Genomic DNA, 13583 nt, shown 5'->3' on the forward strand with positions numbered 1-13583 from the left:
AGAGCGCCCATGCACCCACATCTGGAAAGCCAGGTCTACTGGCGACTGATTGCCCTGGCACAAGAGGTGCCCGAGCTGCCGCAAACCAGCCTGTTCGACTGGTTGGCCGACGTGCTGGATGGCCCCTTGACCAGTGCCCAACTGGCCAAGCTGAGCCTGGAGGTGTTGCAGCGCAAGCTGCCGGAGGCCTTGACCGGCTTGTCTGCCGAGCGTTGGCAGGTCATCTTGCACACCCTGCAGGGCGAGCTGCCCGCGCACCTGGATCCCAAGCCGCAACCGGCGGCCACCGGCTGCCTGCGGGCCGCCTTCGCCTCCAACGATGGCCTGAGCGTCAACGGCCACTTCGGCAACTGCACCCTGTTTTTTATCTACCAGCTGGATGGCCAGAGCCAGACCCTGGTGGACATTCGCCGCTATCAACAGCAAGAGAGCATGGAGGCCAACGAGGCCCGTGCCAGCTTGCTGGATGGCTGTCATCTGCTGTTCTGCGAAGCCATCGGCGGCCCGGCGGCTGCCCGGGTGATCCGTCATGGCATCCACCCCATCAAGGTCAAGCAGGATCGCGACATCCAAAGCCAGCTGAGTCAGCTCAATGTGCTGATGGCCGGCACCCTGCCGCCTTGGCTGGCCAAGGTGCTGGGGCGCAAGTCGGACCTGAGCGTCCGCTATGCCGAGGATGACGGCCAGTAAGCATCCCCACGCCGGGCGCGCTTAGGCGAGCGTGTCCGGGGGATTTTCATTCGGGCCGGTTGGAGGTGGGCCGACCGGTCCGGGTGAAACCAGACACTCCCTGTCGTCTGTGCGCTTTGTCGCAAAAACTACATCTAAAAATCAATTCTTTTCAATCATTTGCAACTGGCTTGCCCCTTGCACATCCATCCGTGAGTTCGACAACAGCCTTAAGGAGTCGAGATGAAGGGAAACGAAATCGCCGCCCTGCTGGATGAACCGGCCTGCGGCCACAACGGCAAGTCGAAGTCCGGTTGCAGCGCCCCCAAGCCCGGCGCCACCGCCGGGGGATGTGCCTTCGATGGCGCCCAGATCACCCTGTTGCCGGTGGCCGACGTGGCGCACCTGGTGCATGGTCCCATCGGCTGCACCGGCAGCTCCTGGGATAACCGCGGCAGCCACAGCTCGGGGCCGACTCTCTACCGCCTGGGCTTCACCACGGATCTCAGCGAACAGGATGTGATCATGGGCCGCGGCGAACGCCGCCTGTATCACGGCATCAAACATATCGTCGAACGCCATCAGCCCGCCGCCGTCTTTATCTACAACACCTGCGTGCCGGCCATGGAAGGGGACGATATCGAGGCGGTGTGCCGCGCCGCCCAGGCCAAGGTGGGGGTGCCGGTGATTGCCGTGGACGCCGCCGGCTTCTTCGGCAGCAAGAACCTGGGCAACCGCATCGCCGGTGAGGTGATGGTCAACAAGGTGGTGGGCACCGCCGAGCCGGCACCCTGGCCGGCCGATGCCCCCATCCCGGCCGAGCGGGGCCACAGCATCGGCCTCATCGGCGAGTTCAACATCGCCGGCGAGTTCTGGAATGTGCAGCCCCTGCTGGACGAGCTGGGGGTCCGGGTGCTCTGCACCCTCTCCGGCGACGCCCGCTTCGCCGAGATCCAGACTCTGCACCGCAGCGAGCTCAACATGCTGGTCTGTTCCCGGGCCCTGGTGAACGTGGCCCGCAAGCTGGAGGAGAACTACGACACCCCCTGGTTCGAGGGCAGCTTCTACGGCATTCGCGATGTCTCCACCTCCTTGCGCACCATCGCCTCCCTGCTGCACGACCCGGATCTGCAGGCCCGCACCGAGGCGCTGATCCAGCGGGAAGAGGCCGCCGCCGAGGCCCAGCTGGCCAAGCTGCGGCCGCGTCTGGCGGGCAAGCGGGTGCTGCTGTACACCGGCGGGGTCAAGTCCTGGTCCGTGGTCTCCGCCTTGCAGGATCTGGGCATGACGGTGGTGGCCACCGGCACCCGCAAGTCCACCGAGGAGGACAAGGCCCGCATCCGCGCCCTGATGGGAGAGGATGCCCTGATGCTGGATGAGGGCAATCCCCGCACCCTGCTGGATGTGGCCTACCAGTACAAGGCGGATCTGATGATCGCCGGTGGACGCAACATGTACACCGCCTACAAGGCCAAGTTGCCCTTCCTCGACATCAATCAGGAGCGGGAACACGCCTTCGCCGGCTACAACGGCATGGTGGAGTTGGCCCAGCAGATCTGCCTGACCCTGGAGAGCCCCATCTGGTCTCAGGTCAAGCAGCGGGCCCCGTGGCAATAAGGGAGGCAACACTCATGGCTACCATCATCAAGACCGGCAAGCCGGTCGCCACCCAACCCATCAAGTCCGGCCAGGCCCTGGGGGCCATACTGGCGGCCTTGGGGCTGGATCGCACCATCCCCCTGATCCACGGTGCCCAGGGCTGCAGTGCCTTTGCCAAGATCTTCTTCATCCAGCACTTTCACGAGCCGATCCCCCTGCAATCCACCGCCATGGATCCCATCACCACCGTCATGGGATCGGATGAGAACATAGTCAAGGCGCTGGATACCGTGTGCCAGAAGAACCAGCCCAAGCTCATCGTGCTGCTGAGCTCCGGGGTGGCCGAGGCCCAGGGCTGCGATCTCCTCCGGGCCCTCAAGCTGTTCCGCAGCGACTACCCGCGGCACGACAAGGTGGAGATAGTCACGGTCAACACCCCGGACTTCTACGGCTCGCTGGAGAACGGCTACAGCGCCCTGCTGGAGGCGCTGGTGGAGCAGCTCATCCCCCAGCAACCGGTGCGCAACGTGCGCAAGAAGCGGGTCAACCTGCTGCTGAGCCACATGCTGAGCCCGGGGGACGTGGAGCTCGTTCGCAGCTATGTGGAGGCCTTCGGCCTGCAGCCGGTGCTGTTGCCGGATCTCTCCCGCTCCCTGGATGGCCACCTGGTGCGCAGCGACTACCTGTCGGTCTCCCAGGGCGGCACGGATCTGGCCCTGCTCAAGCAGATGGGCCAGAGCGCCATGACCCTGGTGGTGGGCCCCTCGCTGCAGCGGGTGGGCCAACTGCTGGAGAGCCGCACCGGCGTGCCCTGTCACTACTTCCCGCACCTGATGAACCTGCAGCAGGTGGACGGTTTCATCGACCTGCTGCGGCGGCAGGCGGATCGCCTGGTGCCTGAGTGGATCGAGCGCCAGCGCGGTCAGCTGCTGGATGCCATGATCGACACCCACACCTGGGTCAACGGCCGGCGTTTCGGCCTGGCCGCCGAGGCAGATCTGCTGGGGGCCTGGCTGGGCTTTGCTCAGATGGTGGGCCTGGCGCCCAGCTGCGTGGTGGCCCCGGTCAACCAGCCCATGCTGGCCAGCCTGCCGGTGGAGCAGGTGCTGGTGGGGGATCTGGAGGATCTGGCTGACAACCTGCAGGCTCAGGGGGCGGATCTGCTGCTGACCAACGCCCACGGCGCCGTGATCGCCGAGCGCCTGGGGCTGCCCTTGCTGCGTATCGGCTTTCCGGTGTTTGACGAGTTCGGCGCCTTCCGCCGGGTGCGCCAGGGCTATGCCGGCATGCGGGATACCCTGTTCGAGCTGGGCAACCTGGGGCAGGCGGCCTGTCATCACAGACCGGCCTATCACTCCCCCTACAAGCAGCCGGTGGAGCAGATCCGCGGTCGCGCCCTGGCGGCGGAGGTGATCGGATGAACCATCTGACACGCCATCTGCGCCTCACCGACGAGGACGCCCCCAGCTTGCGGCTGGCTTTTGCCAGCGGCGACAAGAAGACGGTGGATCAGCACTTTGGCTCCTGCGAGCGCCTCATGGTCTACGGCGTGGCGCCGGATCGCTACGAGTTGCTGCAGGTAGCCGGCTTCAACGTGGCCCAGGGCCATGATCTGGACAAGCTGGAGACCCGCATGCGGGTGCTCGACGGCTGCTTCGCCGTCTACTGCGTGGCGGTGGGGGAGTCGGTGTTTCGCCAGCTGCTGGCCCGGGGCATCCGTGCCATCCGGGTGGAGCCGGGCAGCCGGATCCCGGATCTCATCGCCCAGCTACAGGACCAGTGGCCCACCACGGGACAGCATCAAGGCCGGGTCAGCAAGGATCCCAGTCGCTTCGCCGAGTTCGAGGAAGGTGGCTGGGACTAACGGATTGTTAACCAAAACCCAAGGAGAGAGAAAGATGAGTGGCACCCTGATCACCGGGCTGACCCGTGGCGGCAGCAGCTGGACTCCCCAGTTCGTCACCGCGGTGGATCCCGAGAGCTGCATCGGTTGTGGCCGTTGCTACAAGGTTTGTTCCCGCAATGTCTTCAGCCTGGTGGATCGGGCTGATCTGGTGGAGGACGAGGATGACGAAATGGACGACGTCATGATGGTGATGACGGTGGCCAACGCCGATGACTGCATCGGTTGCGAAGCCTGCTCCCGGGTTTGTCCCAAGGGCTGCCACAGCTACAGCTCCGCCAGCGCCTAAGCCAGACCCACGCGACACACATCGGCCCGTCAGGGCCGATGTCATTTGTGGCCCGGACTCCGCCAGGGGGCGGCCGACGGATGTCGCATAGAGCACCAAAGGGCGGGATTTGTCGCAAACGCCAAGATAGGTAAAAGCTTAACTATCTGATTTTAATAAGATTGATCTCTGGCCCCCATCTTGTATCTCCCCAGTGGTCCCCACCCGTTCCTGCCGGTGGGGCCGCCGGTACGGCAATGCCGGTTTCTTTGCTCGGATTATAACCTTGTCCCTGTTCCACGTTTTCCCGGCCTGTTGGCCGGTTTTTTTTGCCCGGTCGCCGGCCTAGTCCGCCGCCGGCTCCACCGGTGGCAGGACATTGGGCGACCAGCGGGCCTCCAGGGCGGGCAGGTGGCGGCTGTGGGTCAGGATCACCAGCTCGTCACCCTTGTGCAGCCGGCTGTTCGGTTCGGCCAGCAGGAACTGTTGCTCCCGATACAGGCAGATGACCCTGGCCTCGTCCGGCAGCGCCAGCTCGCTCACCCGTTCCGGTTCGTCGTCACCGAGCAGGCAGCTGAACAGCCGGGCTTCCCCCTTGAGCACAGACGCCAGCTCCACATCCGGGGCGCCGGCCACCAGATCCGCCAGGTGGCGGGCTATGGTGCGGGAGGGCAGTATGGTCTCCTTGAGGCCCAGCTCGTGGCAGATCAGCTCAAACTCTTCGGACTCGATGCGGGTGATCACCCGGGGAAAGCCCAGGGAGCGCCCCACCAGGCTGGCGATCAGGTTGCGTTGATCGTTGTTGGTGAGGCACAGCAAGAGATCGCAGTGGCTGGGGCTGACCTCCTTGAGGATGTCTGGCCGGGTGCCATCCCCCAAGAGCAGGCCGCAGTCCAGCTCCTCGGCGATCTCCTCCTGCTTGCTCTTGTCCTGTTCGATCAGCACCACCTCATGCCCCTGATGGATCAGCATGCGGGCGGTGGCCAGGGTCACGGCGCTGGCGCCGACGAAGACGATGCGCATCTCATACCTCCCGACGGTGGCCCAGCCAGCTGCCCGGATAGAGCAGCACCAGCCAGGCCAGGATCTCCAGCCGGCCCATCAACATGTCCAGGGCCAGAATAGCGCGCAGCAGCCCAGGCAGCTCAGACTGACTCAGGCCGCTGGACAGACCGACGGTGCCGCAGGCGGAGACCACCTCGAACAGGGCATCCAGGGGCGGGTAGCCCAGCAGCACGAAGGGCAGCCAGGAGAGCAGCACCAGCAGGCCGAACAGCAGGATCAGCAGCAAGGCGGCGTGGATCTCCTCATCCGCCAACCGGCGCCCGGCCAGGCTGGGTTCCAGCATGGCATGGCGGGGCAGGCTGCTGCGCAACAGGTACTGGCGCAGGGCGCTCCAGGCGATGAGCAGCCGCAGCAGCTTGACGCCGCCGGCGGTGGAGCCCACCCCGCCCCCTGCCAGCATGGCCAGGAGCAGCAGGGCCTTGCTGCCATCGGACAAGCTGGCGGGCTCCAGGCTGCTGAAACCGGCGGTGGTCTGGGCCGAGATGGCCAGTAGGGGGGCGTGGTGGAAGGCCTGTTGCCAGCCCAGGCCGCAGTCAAGATGCAGGCGCAGGGCCAGCAGCAGGCTCAGCAGGGCGATGAGCAGCAGCAGGGCCACCAGTTGCAGCCGGTTGCCGGCCTGCTCTTCGCCCCGGCCGTAGAGGGCCAGGGGAATCGCGCCCGCCAGGCAGCCCAGGCTGACGGCCCACTGGGCGGGCCAGGCCAGCTCGGCCAGGCTGCTGTCATGGGGGGCAAAGCCGCCGGTGGAGACGGCACTGAGGCTAAACAGCAGGCTGTCGAAGCCGTCTAGCCGGGCCAGCCGGTTCAGCAGCAGGGCTCCCAGGGTCAGCCCCAGGTAGATGAGCAGTATGTGGCGGGCGTGGGCCCGCATGCTGCCCACCAGGTTGTCCGTCTCCGCCTCGTTGACCGCCAGCCCCTTGGCCACGGCACCGGGGGGCACCAAGAGGGCCAGGGAGAGCACCACTATCCCCAAGCCGCCGTACCACTGCATCCAGGCGCGGCTGAACAGCAGGGCATCCGGCAGCCCTGCCTGGCTGGGCAGGCTGGTGAGCCCCGTGGTGGTGATGGCGGAAATGGACTCGAACAGGGCGGATTGCAGGCTCAGCCCCATCTGCATCAGGGGGTAGCTCATCAGCAGGGGGACCAGTAGAAACAGCAGGGCGACGATGATCATCCCCTCGTTGATCTGCACCTGGCTGGGGGTCGGCAGATGGCGGGTCAGGGCCCAGCCCACGAGCAGCACCAGCAGGGGGGGCAGGTAGGCCAGGGCGTGGCCGAGCTCCCCCAACAGCAGGGCCACCAGGGCCGGCACCAGGGTCAGGGCCGCCAGCACCAGCCCCAGTTGGCCGACATATTTGGCGATGACACCGAGGCGCACCGCATAATGCAGACTCCCTGCCTGACCGGTCACCTCGCCTCCTCGGGCTGGCCTGAGCATGAGTAAAGAATAGTGGGAAAACCGCTGGGGCAGGGGACGCGGCTAAATTGGCACCAATTGCGTCAGGACTCTGATTATCGAGTCTTTTTTTTGCATCTACGGCATAAGTTACCATATAGATCTTACAGGCCCTTGGACGGGGTGCGGCGAGGAGTGAGGGATGACAGCGCGAGGAACCGAAGCCTGGGTGGAGCAGATCAGCGTGCGGGAGCTGCCGGCGCTGTGCGCCACCGTGCGCATGCTGGAGAAGCTGAGCAAGAACGACACCGCCTCCCTGGCCCAACTGGGGCAGTCGGTGCTGCACGATCAGGGCCTCACCTCTCGCCTGCTGCGGGTGGTGAACAGCATCAGCTACAACCGGGGCCGCCAGCCCGTCACCACCGTCAGCCGGGCGGCGGTGATCCTGGGCTTCAATGCCTTGAAGCACATCTGCATCACCGCCAAGCTGCTGGACAGCATGTTGAAATCCCGCGACATCAGCAAACCCGTGTACGAGCGGCTGGTGCGGCTGATGGCCCGCTCGTTCCACGCCGGCATGCTGGCGCGCATGATGCTCGAGGAGTACGACGAGGACACCCGGGAGGAGATCTACATCGCCACCTTGCTGCACCACCTGGGGGAGATCGCCTTCTGGAGCATGGGGGGGGCCATCACGGAGCAGGTGGACGAGTGCCTGCGGGCCGGCGCCGAGGCCCAGGCGGCCGACATCATCCGCGAGCAGCTGGGCACCAGCTTCGATGAGATCAGCTGCGGCCTGGCCCACTCCTGGAACATGGGGGAGGTGCTGGTGCGCTCCTTGAGCGATCCCCAGCAGCGCACCCCCGAGATGCAGGTCATCGGCCTGGCGGACGAGCTCAGCGCCAGCCTGCAGGATCCCCAGGCCGCCGGCGCCCAGCTGCCGCGCCAGCTGCAGGCGGTGGGTAAGCGCCTGCACCTGGAGCTGCCGGCCCTCAAGCTCAGGCTCAAGCAGTGTGCCGAGGAGACGGTGCGCCTGGCCGTCTCCTACGGCGCCAGCTCACTGACCCCCTACCTGGACACCAAGGCGGCCCAGGGCCAGGGGGTGAGCGAATACTTCGCGCCTTATCCCGAGCCGGACGAGAGTCTGCAGCTCAAGGTGCTGCGGGAGCTCACCTTCCTGGCCGCCGAGAAGGCCGACATCAACCTGCTGATCCACACCGCCATGGAGGGCATCTACCGTGGCATCGGCCTGGATCGGGTGGTGGTGCTGATGCTGACCCAGGACAAGCAGAAGCTGCTGCCGCGCTTCGTCTCCAGCCAGCATCCGGACCAGTTGAAGGCCCGCTTCGTGGTGCCCCTGTTCGGTCCGCCCCAGGTGTTCAACCACGTCTACCAGACCCGGGAGTCCCTCTGGGTGGAGGGGGAGCGGGATCCCAAGTGGCAGGACAAGCTGACGGTGCAGCTGCGCCCCCTGCTGGGCCCGGGGGGCTTCTTCCTGGCCCCCATAGTGCTGGACAACCACTGCCTGGGCATGATCTACGCCGATCGCGCCGACAGCGGCCGGGCATTGCAGCGGGAGGAGTTCTTCAGCTTCACCCACTTCGTACAGCAGACCAGCCTCTGCCTGTCGGTCATCATGCGCTGAGTCTGTCACCTGTGCGACAAAGCCGACAATCCCCGCCGGCTTTGTCCGCCAATTTCACCGTTTTTTTTCTTAACACCATGTCTTAACAGTCTTTTTTAAGTGGCATCCCCTTTGCAGGTTCGTGATCGTCATCACGAAGGAGACTCGCCATGATCCAGATCGACCCCATAGCCCTGGCCCAGCTCAAGACCCTCCAGCTGCAACTGTCCCAGCCCTGCGCGGGCCTGCGGCTCATTGCCGAGGGGGACCCCTGTCTGGGTGTCAAGGTGCGCATGGGCTGGAGTGCCGTCCAGCAACCGGAAGATGTGATGGTGCAGCTCGACGGCCTGACCGTGCTGGCCGACCGGCATCACTGGCCCCTGCTCAAGGGCTGCCAGATCGAGCTGGGCGAGCGGCTGGGGGAACCCGGTCTGGCCATTCAGGTGATGCCCGGCGGATGCCAGTGCTCCAGCGCCCGCTGCGAGCCGGTCCGTCAGGCCAGTTAAGAACAGGGAAAGGGAGAAGGCATATGTGGAATTATTCTGAGAAGGTAAAGGACCATTTCTTTAACCCGCGCAACGCCAAGGTAGTGGCCGACGCCAATGCCGTGGGGGATGTGGGGTCCATCAGCTGTGGGGATGCCCTGCGCCTGATGCTCAAGGTCAATCCGGACAACGAGGTGATCGAGGATGCCGGCTTCCAGACCTTTGGCTGCGGTAGCGCCATCGCCTCCTCCTCGGCACTGACCGAGATGATCATCGGTCGCACCCTGGCGGAGGCGGGTGAGATCAGCAACCAGCAGATAGCCGATTTCCTGGACGGCCTGCCGCCGGAGAAGATGCACTGCTCCGTGATGGGCAAGGAGGCCCTGGAGGCGGCCATCGCCAACTTCCGTGGCGAGGTGTGGCGCGACGATCACGAGGAAGGGGCGCTGATCTGCAAGTGCTTCGCCGTGGATGAGGTGAAGATCATCAAGGCGGTGAAGGAAAACGGCCTGACCAGCCTGACGGAAGTCATCAACTACACCAAGGCCGGCGGCGGTTGCAGCGCCTGCCACGAGAAGATCGAGCAGGTGCTGGAGAAGGTGCTGGCCACCAGCCCCTGCGCCGAGCCGCGCATCGCCTGTGACGGCGTGGAGCGCAGCAGTATCGCCCCCATGGTGGATCTGGCCAAGAAAGACGAGCGCTGGCAGGCGGTGGCCAAGGTGCTGGAGGGGCTGCGTCCCCACCTGCAGGCCGATGGCGGCGACGTCACCCTGATCAGCGTCTCCGACAAGCGGGTGGAAGTGGCGCTGTCTGGCAGCTGCATGGGCTGCATGATGACCGACATGACGCTGGCCTGGATCCAGCAGAAGCTGATGGAAGCCACCGGGGAATACCTGCAGGTGGTGAGTGCGGCCCAGGCCGAGTTGGCGTAAGCGGATAGCAAGGAGCAGCCCATGAAGACCATTTATCTGGACAACAACGCCACCACCAAGCTCGATCCCATGGTGCTGGATGCCATGATGCCCTATCTCACCGAGCACTATGGCAATCCGTCTTCTATCCACGGCTTCGGTGCGCCGGTGGCCAAGGCCATCGCCCGGGCCCGGCAGCAGGTGGCGGCCCTGCTGGGAGCCGAGCACGACAGCGAGATCATCTTCACCTCCTGCGCCACCGAGGCCAACTCCACCGCCCTGCTCTCCGCGGTAGAGGCCATGCCGGATCGCAAGACCATCATCACCTCGGCGGTGGAGCACCCGGCCATCCTGGAGGTGTGTGAACACCTGGAGCGCAAGGGCTATACCATCCACCGCCTGGCGGTGAACGGTCAGGGCCAGCTGGATCTGGCCCAGTACGAGTCACTGCTCTCCGACGACGTGGCCCTGGTGTCCGTGATGTGGGCCAACAACGAGACCGGCACCCAGTTCCCGGTGCTGAAGATGGCAGCCCTGGCCAAGGCCCGCGGCATACTGTTTCACACCGACGGCGTGCAGGCGGTGGGCAAGCTGGCCATCAACCTGGCCAAGAGCGACATCGATCTGCTCTCCTTCTCCGGTCACAAGATCCATGGCCCCAAGGGGGTTGGCGCCCTGTATGTGCGCCGTGGCACCCGCTTCCGGCCGCTGCTGCGCGGTGGTCACCAGGAGCGTGGCCGCCGGGCGGGTACCGAGAACGCCGCCGGCATCGTCGGCCTGGGCATGGCCTGTGAGCTGGCGGAGCTGCATCTGCCCATGATGGTCAAGCACACCGCCGAGCTGCGGGATCGCCTGCAGGAGGCCCTGCTGGCGGCGGTGCCCTGCTCCATGGTCACCGGCGATCCCGAGCACCGCACCCCCAATACCCTGAACATCGCCTTCGAGTACATCGAAGGGGAGGCGATCCTGCTGATGCTCAACCAATTGGGCATCGCCGCCTCCAGCGGCAGCGCCTGCACCTCGGGCTCCCTGGAGCCGTCCCACGTGATGCGCGCCATGGGTATTCCCTATACCGCCGCCCACGGCAGCGTGCGCTTCTCCCTGTCCCGCTATACCCGGGAGAAGGAGATCGAGTACGTGATCGAGAAGCTGCCGCCCGTGATCGAGCGGTTGCGTTCCCTGTCCCCCTACTGGGCGCAGAACAAGCCGCAGATGAGCGAGTTCGCCCCGGCCTACGGCTAACGGCAAGCGAATAAAAAAGGCGCCAATAGGCGCCTTTTTTATTGTGGTCTATCCAGGCCTGCCGAGTCAGGCACACAGCTCCAGCCGATTGTGCTCGGGATCCAGGATCACGCTCTCGTAGTAGCCATCGCCGGTCTGCCTGGGCTGGCCGACGCAGACCACTCCGGCGGCCACCAGCGCGGCGGTCAGGCTGTCCACCGCCTGCCGGCTGCCCAGGGTGAAGGCCAGGTGGGCCAGTCCCAGGCGCTGCCGGGTGGCGGAAGGAGGATCCGCGTCGACCTCAGCCCACTGCATCAGCTCCAGCCGTGCGCCGCCATCGAAGCACAGAAAATAGGACTCGAAGCCTCGGGCGTTGCGGTATTTGGCATTGCTTTGGGCGCCCAGCCAGCGGCAGTAGAAGGCGCGCATGGCCTCCAGATCGGCACACCAGATGGCGGCATGTTCCAGTTGCATGACGGCTCCTTAGCGGTGGTGACGGTATTGTTCTTCTGACATCAAGGTTAGCTGCCACTGCATCAGGGACTGCAACTGCTGCTCGCCGGCCCGGGGATCCAGCAGGCCGCGGGCTGGTAGTTTCAGCAGATAGTGGCAGTAAAAGTGGGCCAAACGGATCGGATTCATGATGTGCTCCTTATTTGCTCATCGAGTTGCCCTGGGGGCTTAACCTGGGGCTCAGTCTGGCTAAAATAGGGGAGATGAAAAATGGTCGACTTACCTAAAAAAGAGTTCCTCTTATGTCGTCACGTCTGCAACACCATTACCTGCGTCTGCTGGCCCACTTTGGCCAGCAGCCCACCCAAACCCACCTGGAGGCCCTGGCCGAACTGCTGTGCTGCACCCGCCGCCACGTGCGGGGCCTGCTGGAGCAGATGGCGGCCTTGGGCTGGCTCAGCTGGCAGGGTTCGGCGGGCCGTGGCCGCCGCTCCACCTTGCACCTGCTGGCCAGCGAAGCCCAGCTGCGCCTGGTGCGCGCCGGAACCTTGCTGGAGGCGGGGGCGCTGGACGGGGCGGTGGCGGCCCTGGGGGCGGATGGTCAGCAGCTGGTGGCCTTGCTGCGCTCCCAGCTGGGTCAGCACCAGATCCAGGACCGTCAGCTGCTGCGCATCCCCTATTATCGCCGGCTGGGCCAGCTGCACCCACAACGCCCCTGCCGCCGCAGCGAAATTCATCTGCTGCGGCAGATCTTCAACGGCCTGACCCGCATAAATGAGGAAAACGGGGAACTGGAGCCGGAGCTGGCGCATCACTGGCACAGCGAGGACGGTCGCCATTGGACCTTTCACCTGCGGCCGGCGGTGCGCTGGCACAGTGGCCGCCTGCTGGATGGCGGGGATCTGCTGGCCAGCCTCGGGGCCCTGCGCCAGTTGCCGCTGTTCTCCCATCTGCAGGCGGTGAGCTGGGCCAGCCCCCGCCGCCTGACCCTGGAGCTGGCGGAGGCAGACTACCGGCTGCCCTGGCTGCTGGCCCATCACAGCGCCCTGATCCTGCCCAAGGAGGGGGTGGAGCCCAGCCCGGGCCAACTGCCGGTGGGCACCGGGCCCTACCGGGTCAGTCGGCAGGACGAACGCTGCCTGCGCCTGAGCGCCTTCGATGACTACTTCGGCCTGCGGGCCCTGCTGGATGAGGTGGAGATCTGGCAGCTGCCGGAACTGGACAGCCAGCAGCTGGCGGCCGCCCTGCCCAGCTGCAGCCTGACGGTGGAACTGGGCTTGCAGTTGCCAACGTCGGCGGCGGCCCCGGGGATCCGCGAGCTGGAGCAGGGGGGGTATTTTCTGCTGTGGGATCCTGACTCACCGTTGGCCAAGGTGGCGGCTCAGCGCCATGAGGTGCTGGGCTGTTGTCGTGCCAGCCAGATCCTGGCCCGCGTGCCACCGGACACGGCCCGCTACTGGAGCCCGGCCACCAGTCTGCTGAGTCACTGGTATCAGGTGGCGGATGCCCCGGTCCGGGAGGCCCTGCCGGCGGGCAGCCGCTTGACCCTGTGCCACTACGGCGACCAGCCGGAATACCGGCTCATCGCCCAGGCCATGCAGGCGCTGCTGGCGGAGCAGGGCATCACGCTGGATATCCGGGTGGTGAGTCATGCGCAGTGGTACAACGGGCGGGTCAAGGCGGATCTGTGGCTGGGTTCGGTGAACCTGGAGCGGCCGCCGGAACCCAGCCTGATGACCTGGCTGTTGGCGGTGCCCCTGTTGCGGCGGGTGCTGGAGGCCGGGGCGCCTGGTTTGCCCCAGTGGTTGCACCAGTGGCGGCGGGGGGAGAGCCCGGCGGAGGCCTGTCTGGCGGAGCTGGTGTCCGGCGGCTGGCTGCAGCCCCTGTTTCACTCCTGGCTGCGGCTCAACCGTCCCCTGGGCACCCATGGGTTGCGGCTCAACAGCCAGGGCTGGTTCGATTTCAAGTCGGTGTGGCTAAGCTAGCAGCGGG

The 13583-nt window shown here is 65.6% G+C and carries 14 protein-coding genes; 10 read left to right on the forward strand and 4 right to left on the reverse strand.

The genetic code is table 11. From position 1 onward, the window contains the following. Window positions 1-9 precede the first annotated feature (9 nt). The 5 genes from ABHF91_RS05605 (at window position 10) to fdxB (ending at window position 4460) form a co-directional block, all read left to right on the forward strand. Window positions 10-690 (forward strand): NifB/NifX family molybdenum-iron cluster-binding protein, encoded by a 681-nt coding sequence (locus ABHF91_RS05605; RefSeq protein ID WP_409422483.1) that lies wholly within the window; start codon window positions 10-12, stop codon window positions 688-690. 222 nt (window positions 691-912) lie between these two features. Continuing rightward, on the forward strand, window positions 913-2286 hold the full coding sequence (gene nifE / locus ABHF91_RS05610; RefSeq protein ID WP_409422484.1) for a nitrogenase iron-molybdenum cofactor biosynthesis protein NifE: 1374 nt from the start codon (window positions 913-915) through the stop codon (window positions 2284-2286). A 14-nt stretch (window positions 2287-2300) separates the two neighbouring features. Further along, complete coding sequence (gene nifN / locus ABHF91_RS05615) at window positions 2301-3689, forward strand: nitrogenase iron-molybdenum cofactor biosynthesis protein NifN (protein ID WP_409422485.1); 1389 nt, start codon at window positions 2301-2303, stop codon at window positions 3687-3689. Further along, window positions 3686-4132 (forward strand): NifB/NifX family molybdenum-iron cluster-binding protein, encoded by a 447-nt coding sequence (locus tag ABHF91_RS05620; protein WP_409422486.1) that lies wholly within the window; start codon window positions 3686-3688, stop codon window positions 4130-4132. Before nifN ends, ABHF91_RS05620 begins: the two co-directional genes overlap by 4 nt. Window positions 4133-4166: 34 nt before the next feature. Further along, a complete protein-coding gene (gene fdxB / locus ABHF91_RS05625) occupies window positions 4167-4460 on the forward strand; it encodes a ferredoxin III, nif-specific (RefSeq protein ID WP_409422487.1) in 294 nt (97 codons plus the stop codon). Window positions 4461-4784: 324 nt separating this feature from the next. On the opposite strand, the gene ABHF91_RS05630 is transcribed toward fdxB, so the two are convergent. Beyond that, the gene (locus ABHF91_RS05630; protein ID WP_409422488.1) at window positions 4785-5462 is read right to left on the reverse strand and encodes a potassium channel family protein; all 678 of its coding nucleotides are present in this window, start codon (window positions 5460-5462) and stop codon (window positions 4785-4787) included. Between the two features lies 1 nt (window position 5463). After that, window positions 5464-6912, reverse strand: coding sequence for a potassium transporter TrkG (locus tag ABHF91_RS05635; RefSeq protein WP_409422489.1), 1449 nt, complete (start codon window positions 6910-6912; stop codon window positions 5464-5466). A gap of 187 nt (window positions 6913-7099) precedes the next feature. Here ABHF91_RS05635 and ABHF91_RS05640 point away from each other — a divergent pair, with 187 nt between their 5' ends. The 4 genes from ABHF91_RS05640 (at window position 7100) to nifS (ending at window position 11159) form a co-directional block, all read left to right on the forward strand. Next, window positions 7100-8542, forward strand: a complete 1443-nt coding sequence (locus ABHF91_RS05640) for an HDOD domain-containing protein (protein ID WP_409422490.1) — start codon at window positions 7100-7102, stop codon at window positions 8540-8542. A 149-nt stretch (window positions 8543-8691) separates the two neighbouring features. Then, window positions 8692-9027, forward strand: coding sequence for a hypothetical protein (locus tag ABHF91_RS05645; protein ID WP_345011639.1), 336 nt, complete (start codon window positions 8692-8694; stop codon window positions 9025-9027). A 23-nt stretch (window positions 9028-9050) separates the two neighbouring features. Next, a complete protein-coding gene (nifU, locus tag ABHF91_RS05650; protein ID WP_409422491.1) occupies window positions 9051-9938 on the forward strand; it encodes a Fe-S cluster assembly protein NifU in 888 nt (295 codons plus the stop codon). A 21-nt stretch (window positions 9939-9959) separates the two neighbouring features. Continuing rightward, window positions 9960-11159: a cysteine desulfurase NifS gene (gene nifS, locus ABHF91_RS05655; RefSeq protein ID WP_409422492.1), complete on the forward strand. Its 1200-nt coding sequence runs from the start codon at window positions 9960-9962 to the stop codon at window positions 11157-11159. Between the two features lie 66 nt (window positions 11160-11225). Here the strand turns inward: nifS and ABHF91_RS05660 are convergent, their stop codons facing one another. Both ABHF91_RS05660 and ABHF91_RS05665 read right to left on the reverse strand, forming a co-directional pair. Beyond that, the gene (locus ABHF91_RS05660) at window positions 11226-11612 is read right to left on the reverse strand and encodes a VOC family protein (protein WP_409422493.1); all 387 of its coding nucleotides are present in this window, start codon (window positions 11610-11612) and stop codon (window positions 11226-11228) included. A 9-nt stretch (window positions 11613-11621) separates the two neighbouring features. After that, a complete protein-coding gene (locus ABHF91_RS05665) occupies window positions 11622-11780 on the reverse strand; it encodes a hypothetical protein (RefSeq protein WP_409422494.1) in 159 nt (52 codons plus the stop codon). A gap of 113 nt (window positions 11781-11893) precedes the next feature. On the opposite strand from ABHF91_RS05665, the gene sgrR reads away from it, so the two are divergent. Beyond that, entirely contained in the window at window positions 11894-13576 is a 1683-nt protein-coding gene (gene sgrR / locus ABHF91_RS05670; RefSeq protein ID WP_409422495.1) for an HTH-type transcriptional regulator SgrR, read from the forward strand. Window positions 13577-13583 lie beyond the last annotated feature (7 nt).

This window comes from Pseudaeromonas aegiceratis, from assembly GCF_046254905.1.
GTDB classification, from domain to species: Bacteria; Pseudomonadota; Gammaproteobacteria; order Enterobacterales; family Aeromonadaceae; genus Pseudaeromonas; species Pseudaeromonas aegiceratis.

Bases quoted from the DNA above. Each gene is read 5' to 3' on its own strand.
- sgrR (WP_409422495.1), top strand. From the start codon at position 11,894: ATGTCGTCACGTCTGCAACACCATTACCTGCGTCTGCTGGCCCACTTT.
- ABHF91_RS05605 (WP_409422483.1), top strand. From the start codon at position 10: ATGCACCCACATCTGGAAAGCCAGGTCTACTGGCGACTGATTGCCCTG.
- nifS (WP_409422492.1), top strand. From the start codon at position 9,960: ATGAAGACCATTTATCTGGACAACAACGCCACCACCAAGCTCGATCCC.
- ABHF91_RS05630 (WP_409422488.1), bottom strand. From the start codon at position 5,462: ATGCGCATCGTCTTCGTCGGCGCCAGCGCCGTGACCCTGGCCACCGCC.
- ABHF91_RS05620 (WP_409422486.1), top strand. From the start codon at position 3,686: ATGAACCATCTGACACGCCATCTGCGCCTCACCGACGAGGACGCCCCC.
- ABHF91_RS05660 (WP_409422493.1), bottom strand. From the start codon at position 11,612: ATGCAACTGGAACATGCCGCCATCTGGTGTGCCGATCTGGAGGCCATG.
- ABHF91_RS05645 (WP_345011639.1), top strand. From the start codon at position 8,692: ATGATCCAGATCGACCCCATAGCCCTGGCCCAGCTCAAGACCCTCCAG.
- ABHF91_RS05665 (WP_409422494.1), bottom strand. From the start codon at position 11,780: ATGAATCCGATCCGTTTGGCCCACTTTTACTGCCACTATCTGCTGAAA.
- nifN (WP_409422485.1), top strand. From the start codon at position 2,301: ATGGCTACCATCATCAAGACCGGCAAGCCGGTCGCCACCCAACCCATC.
- nifU (WP_409422491.1), top strand. From the start codon at position 9,051: ATGTGGAATTATTCTGAGAAGGTAAAGGACCATTTCTTTAACCCGCGC.
- nifE (WP_409422484.1), top strand. From the start codon at position 913: ATGAAGGGAAACGAAATCGCCGCCCTGCTGGATGAACCGGCCTGCGGC.
- ABHF91_RS05640 (WP_409422490.1), top strand. From the start codon at position 7,100: ATGACAGCGCGAGGAACCGAAGCCTGGGTGGAGCAGATCAGCGTGCGG.
- fdxB (WP_409422487.1), top strand. From the start codon at position 4,167: ATGAGTGGCACCCTGATCACCGGGCTGACCCGTGGCGGCAGCAGCTGG.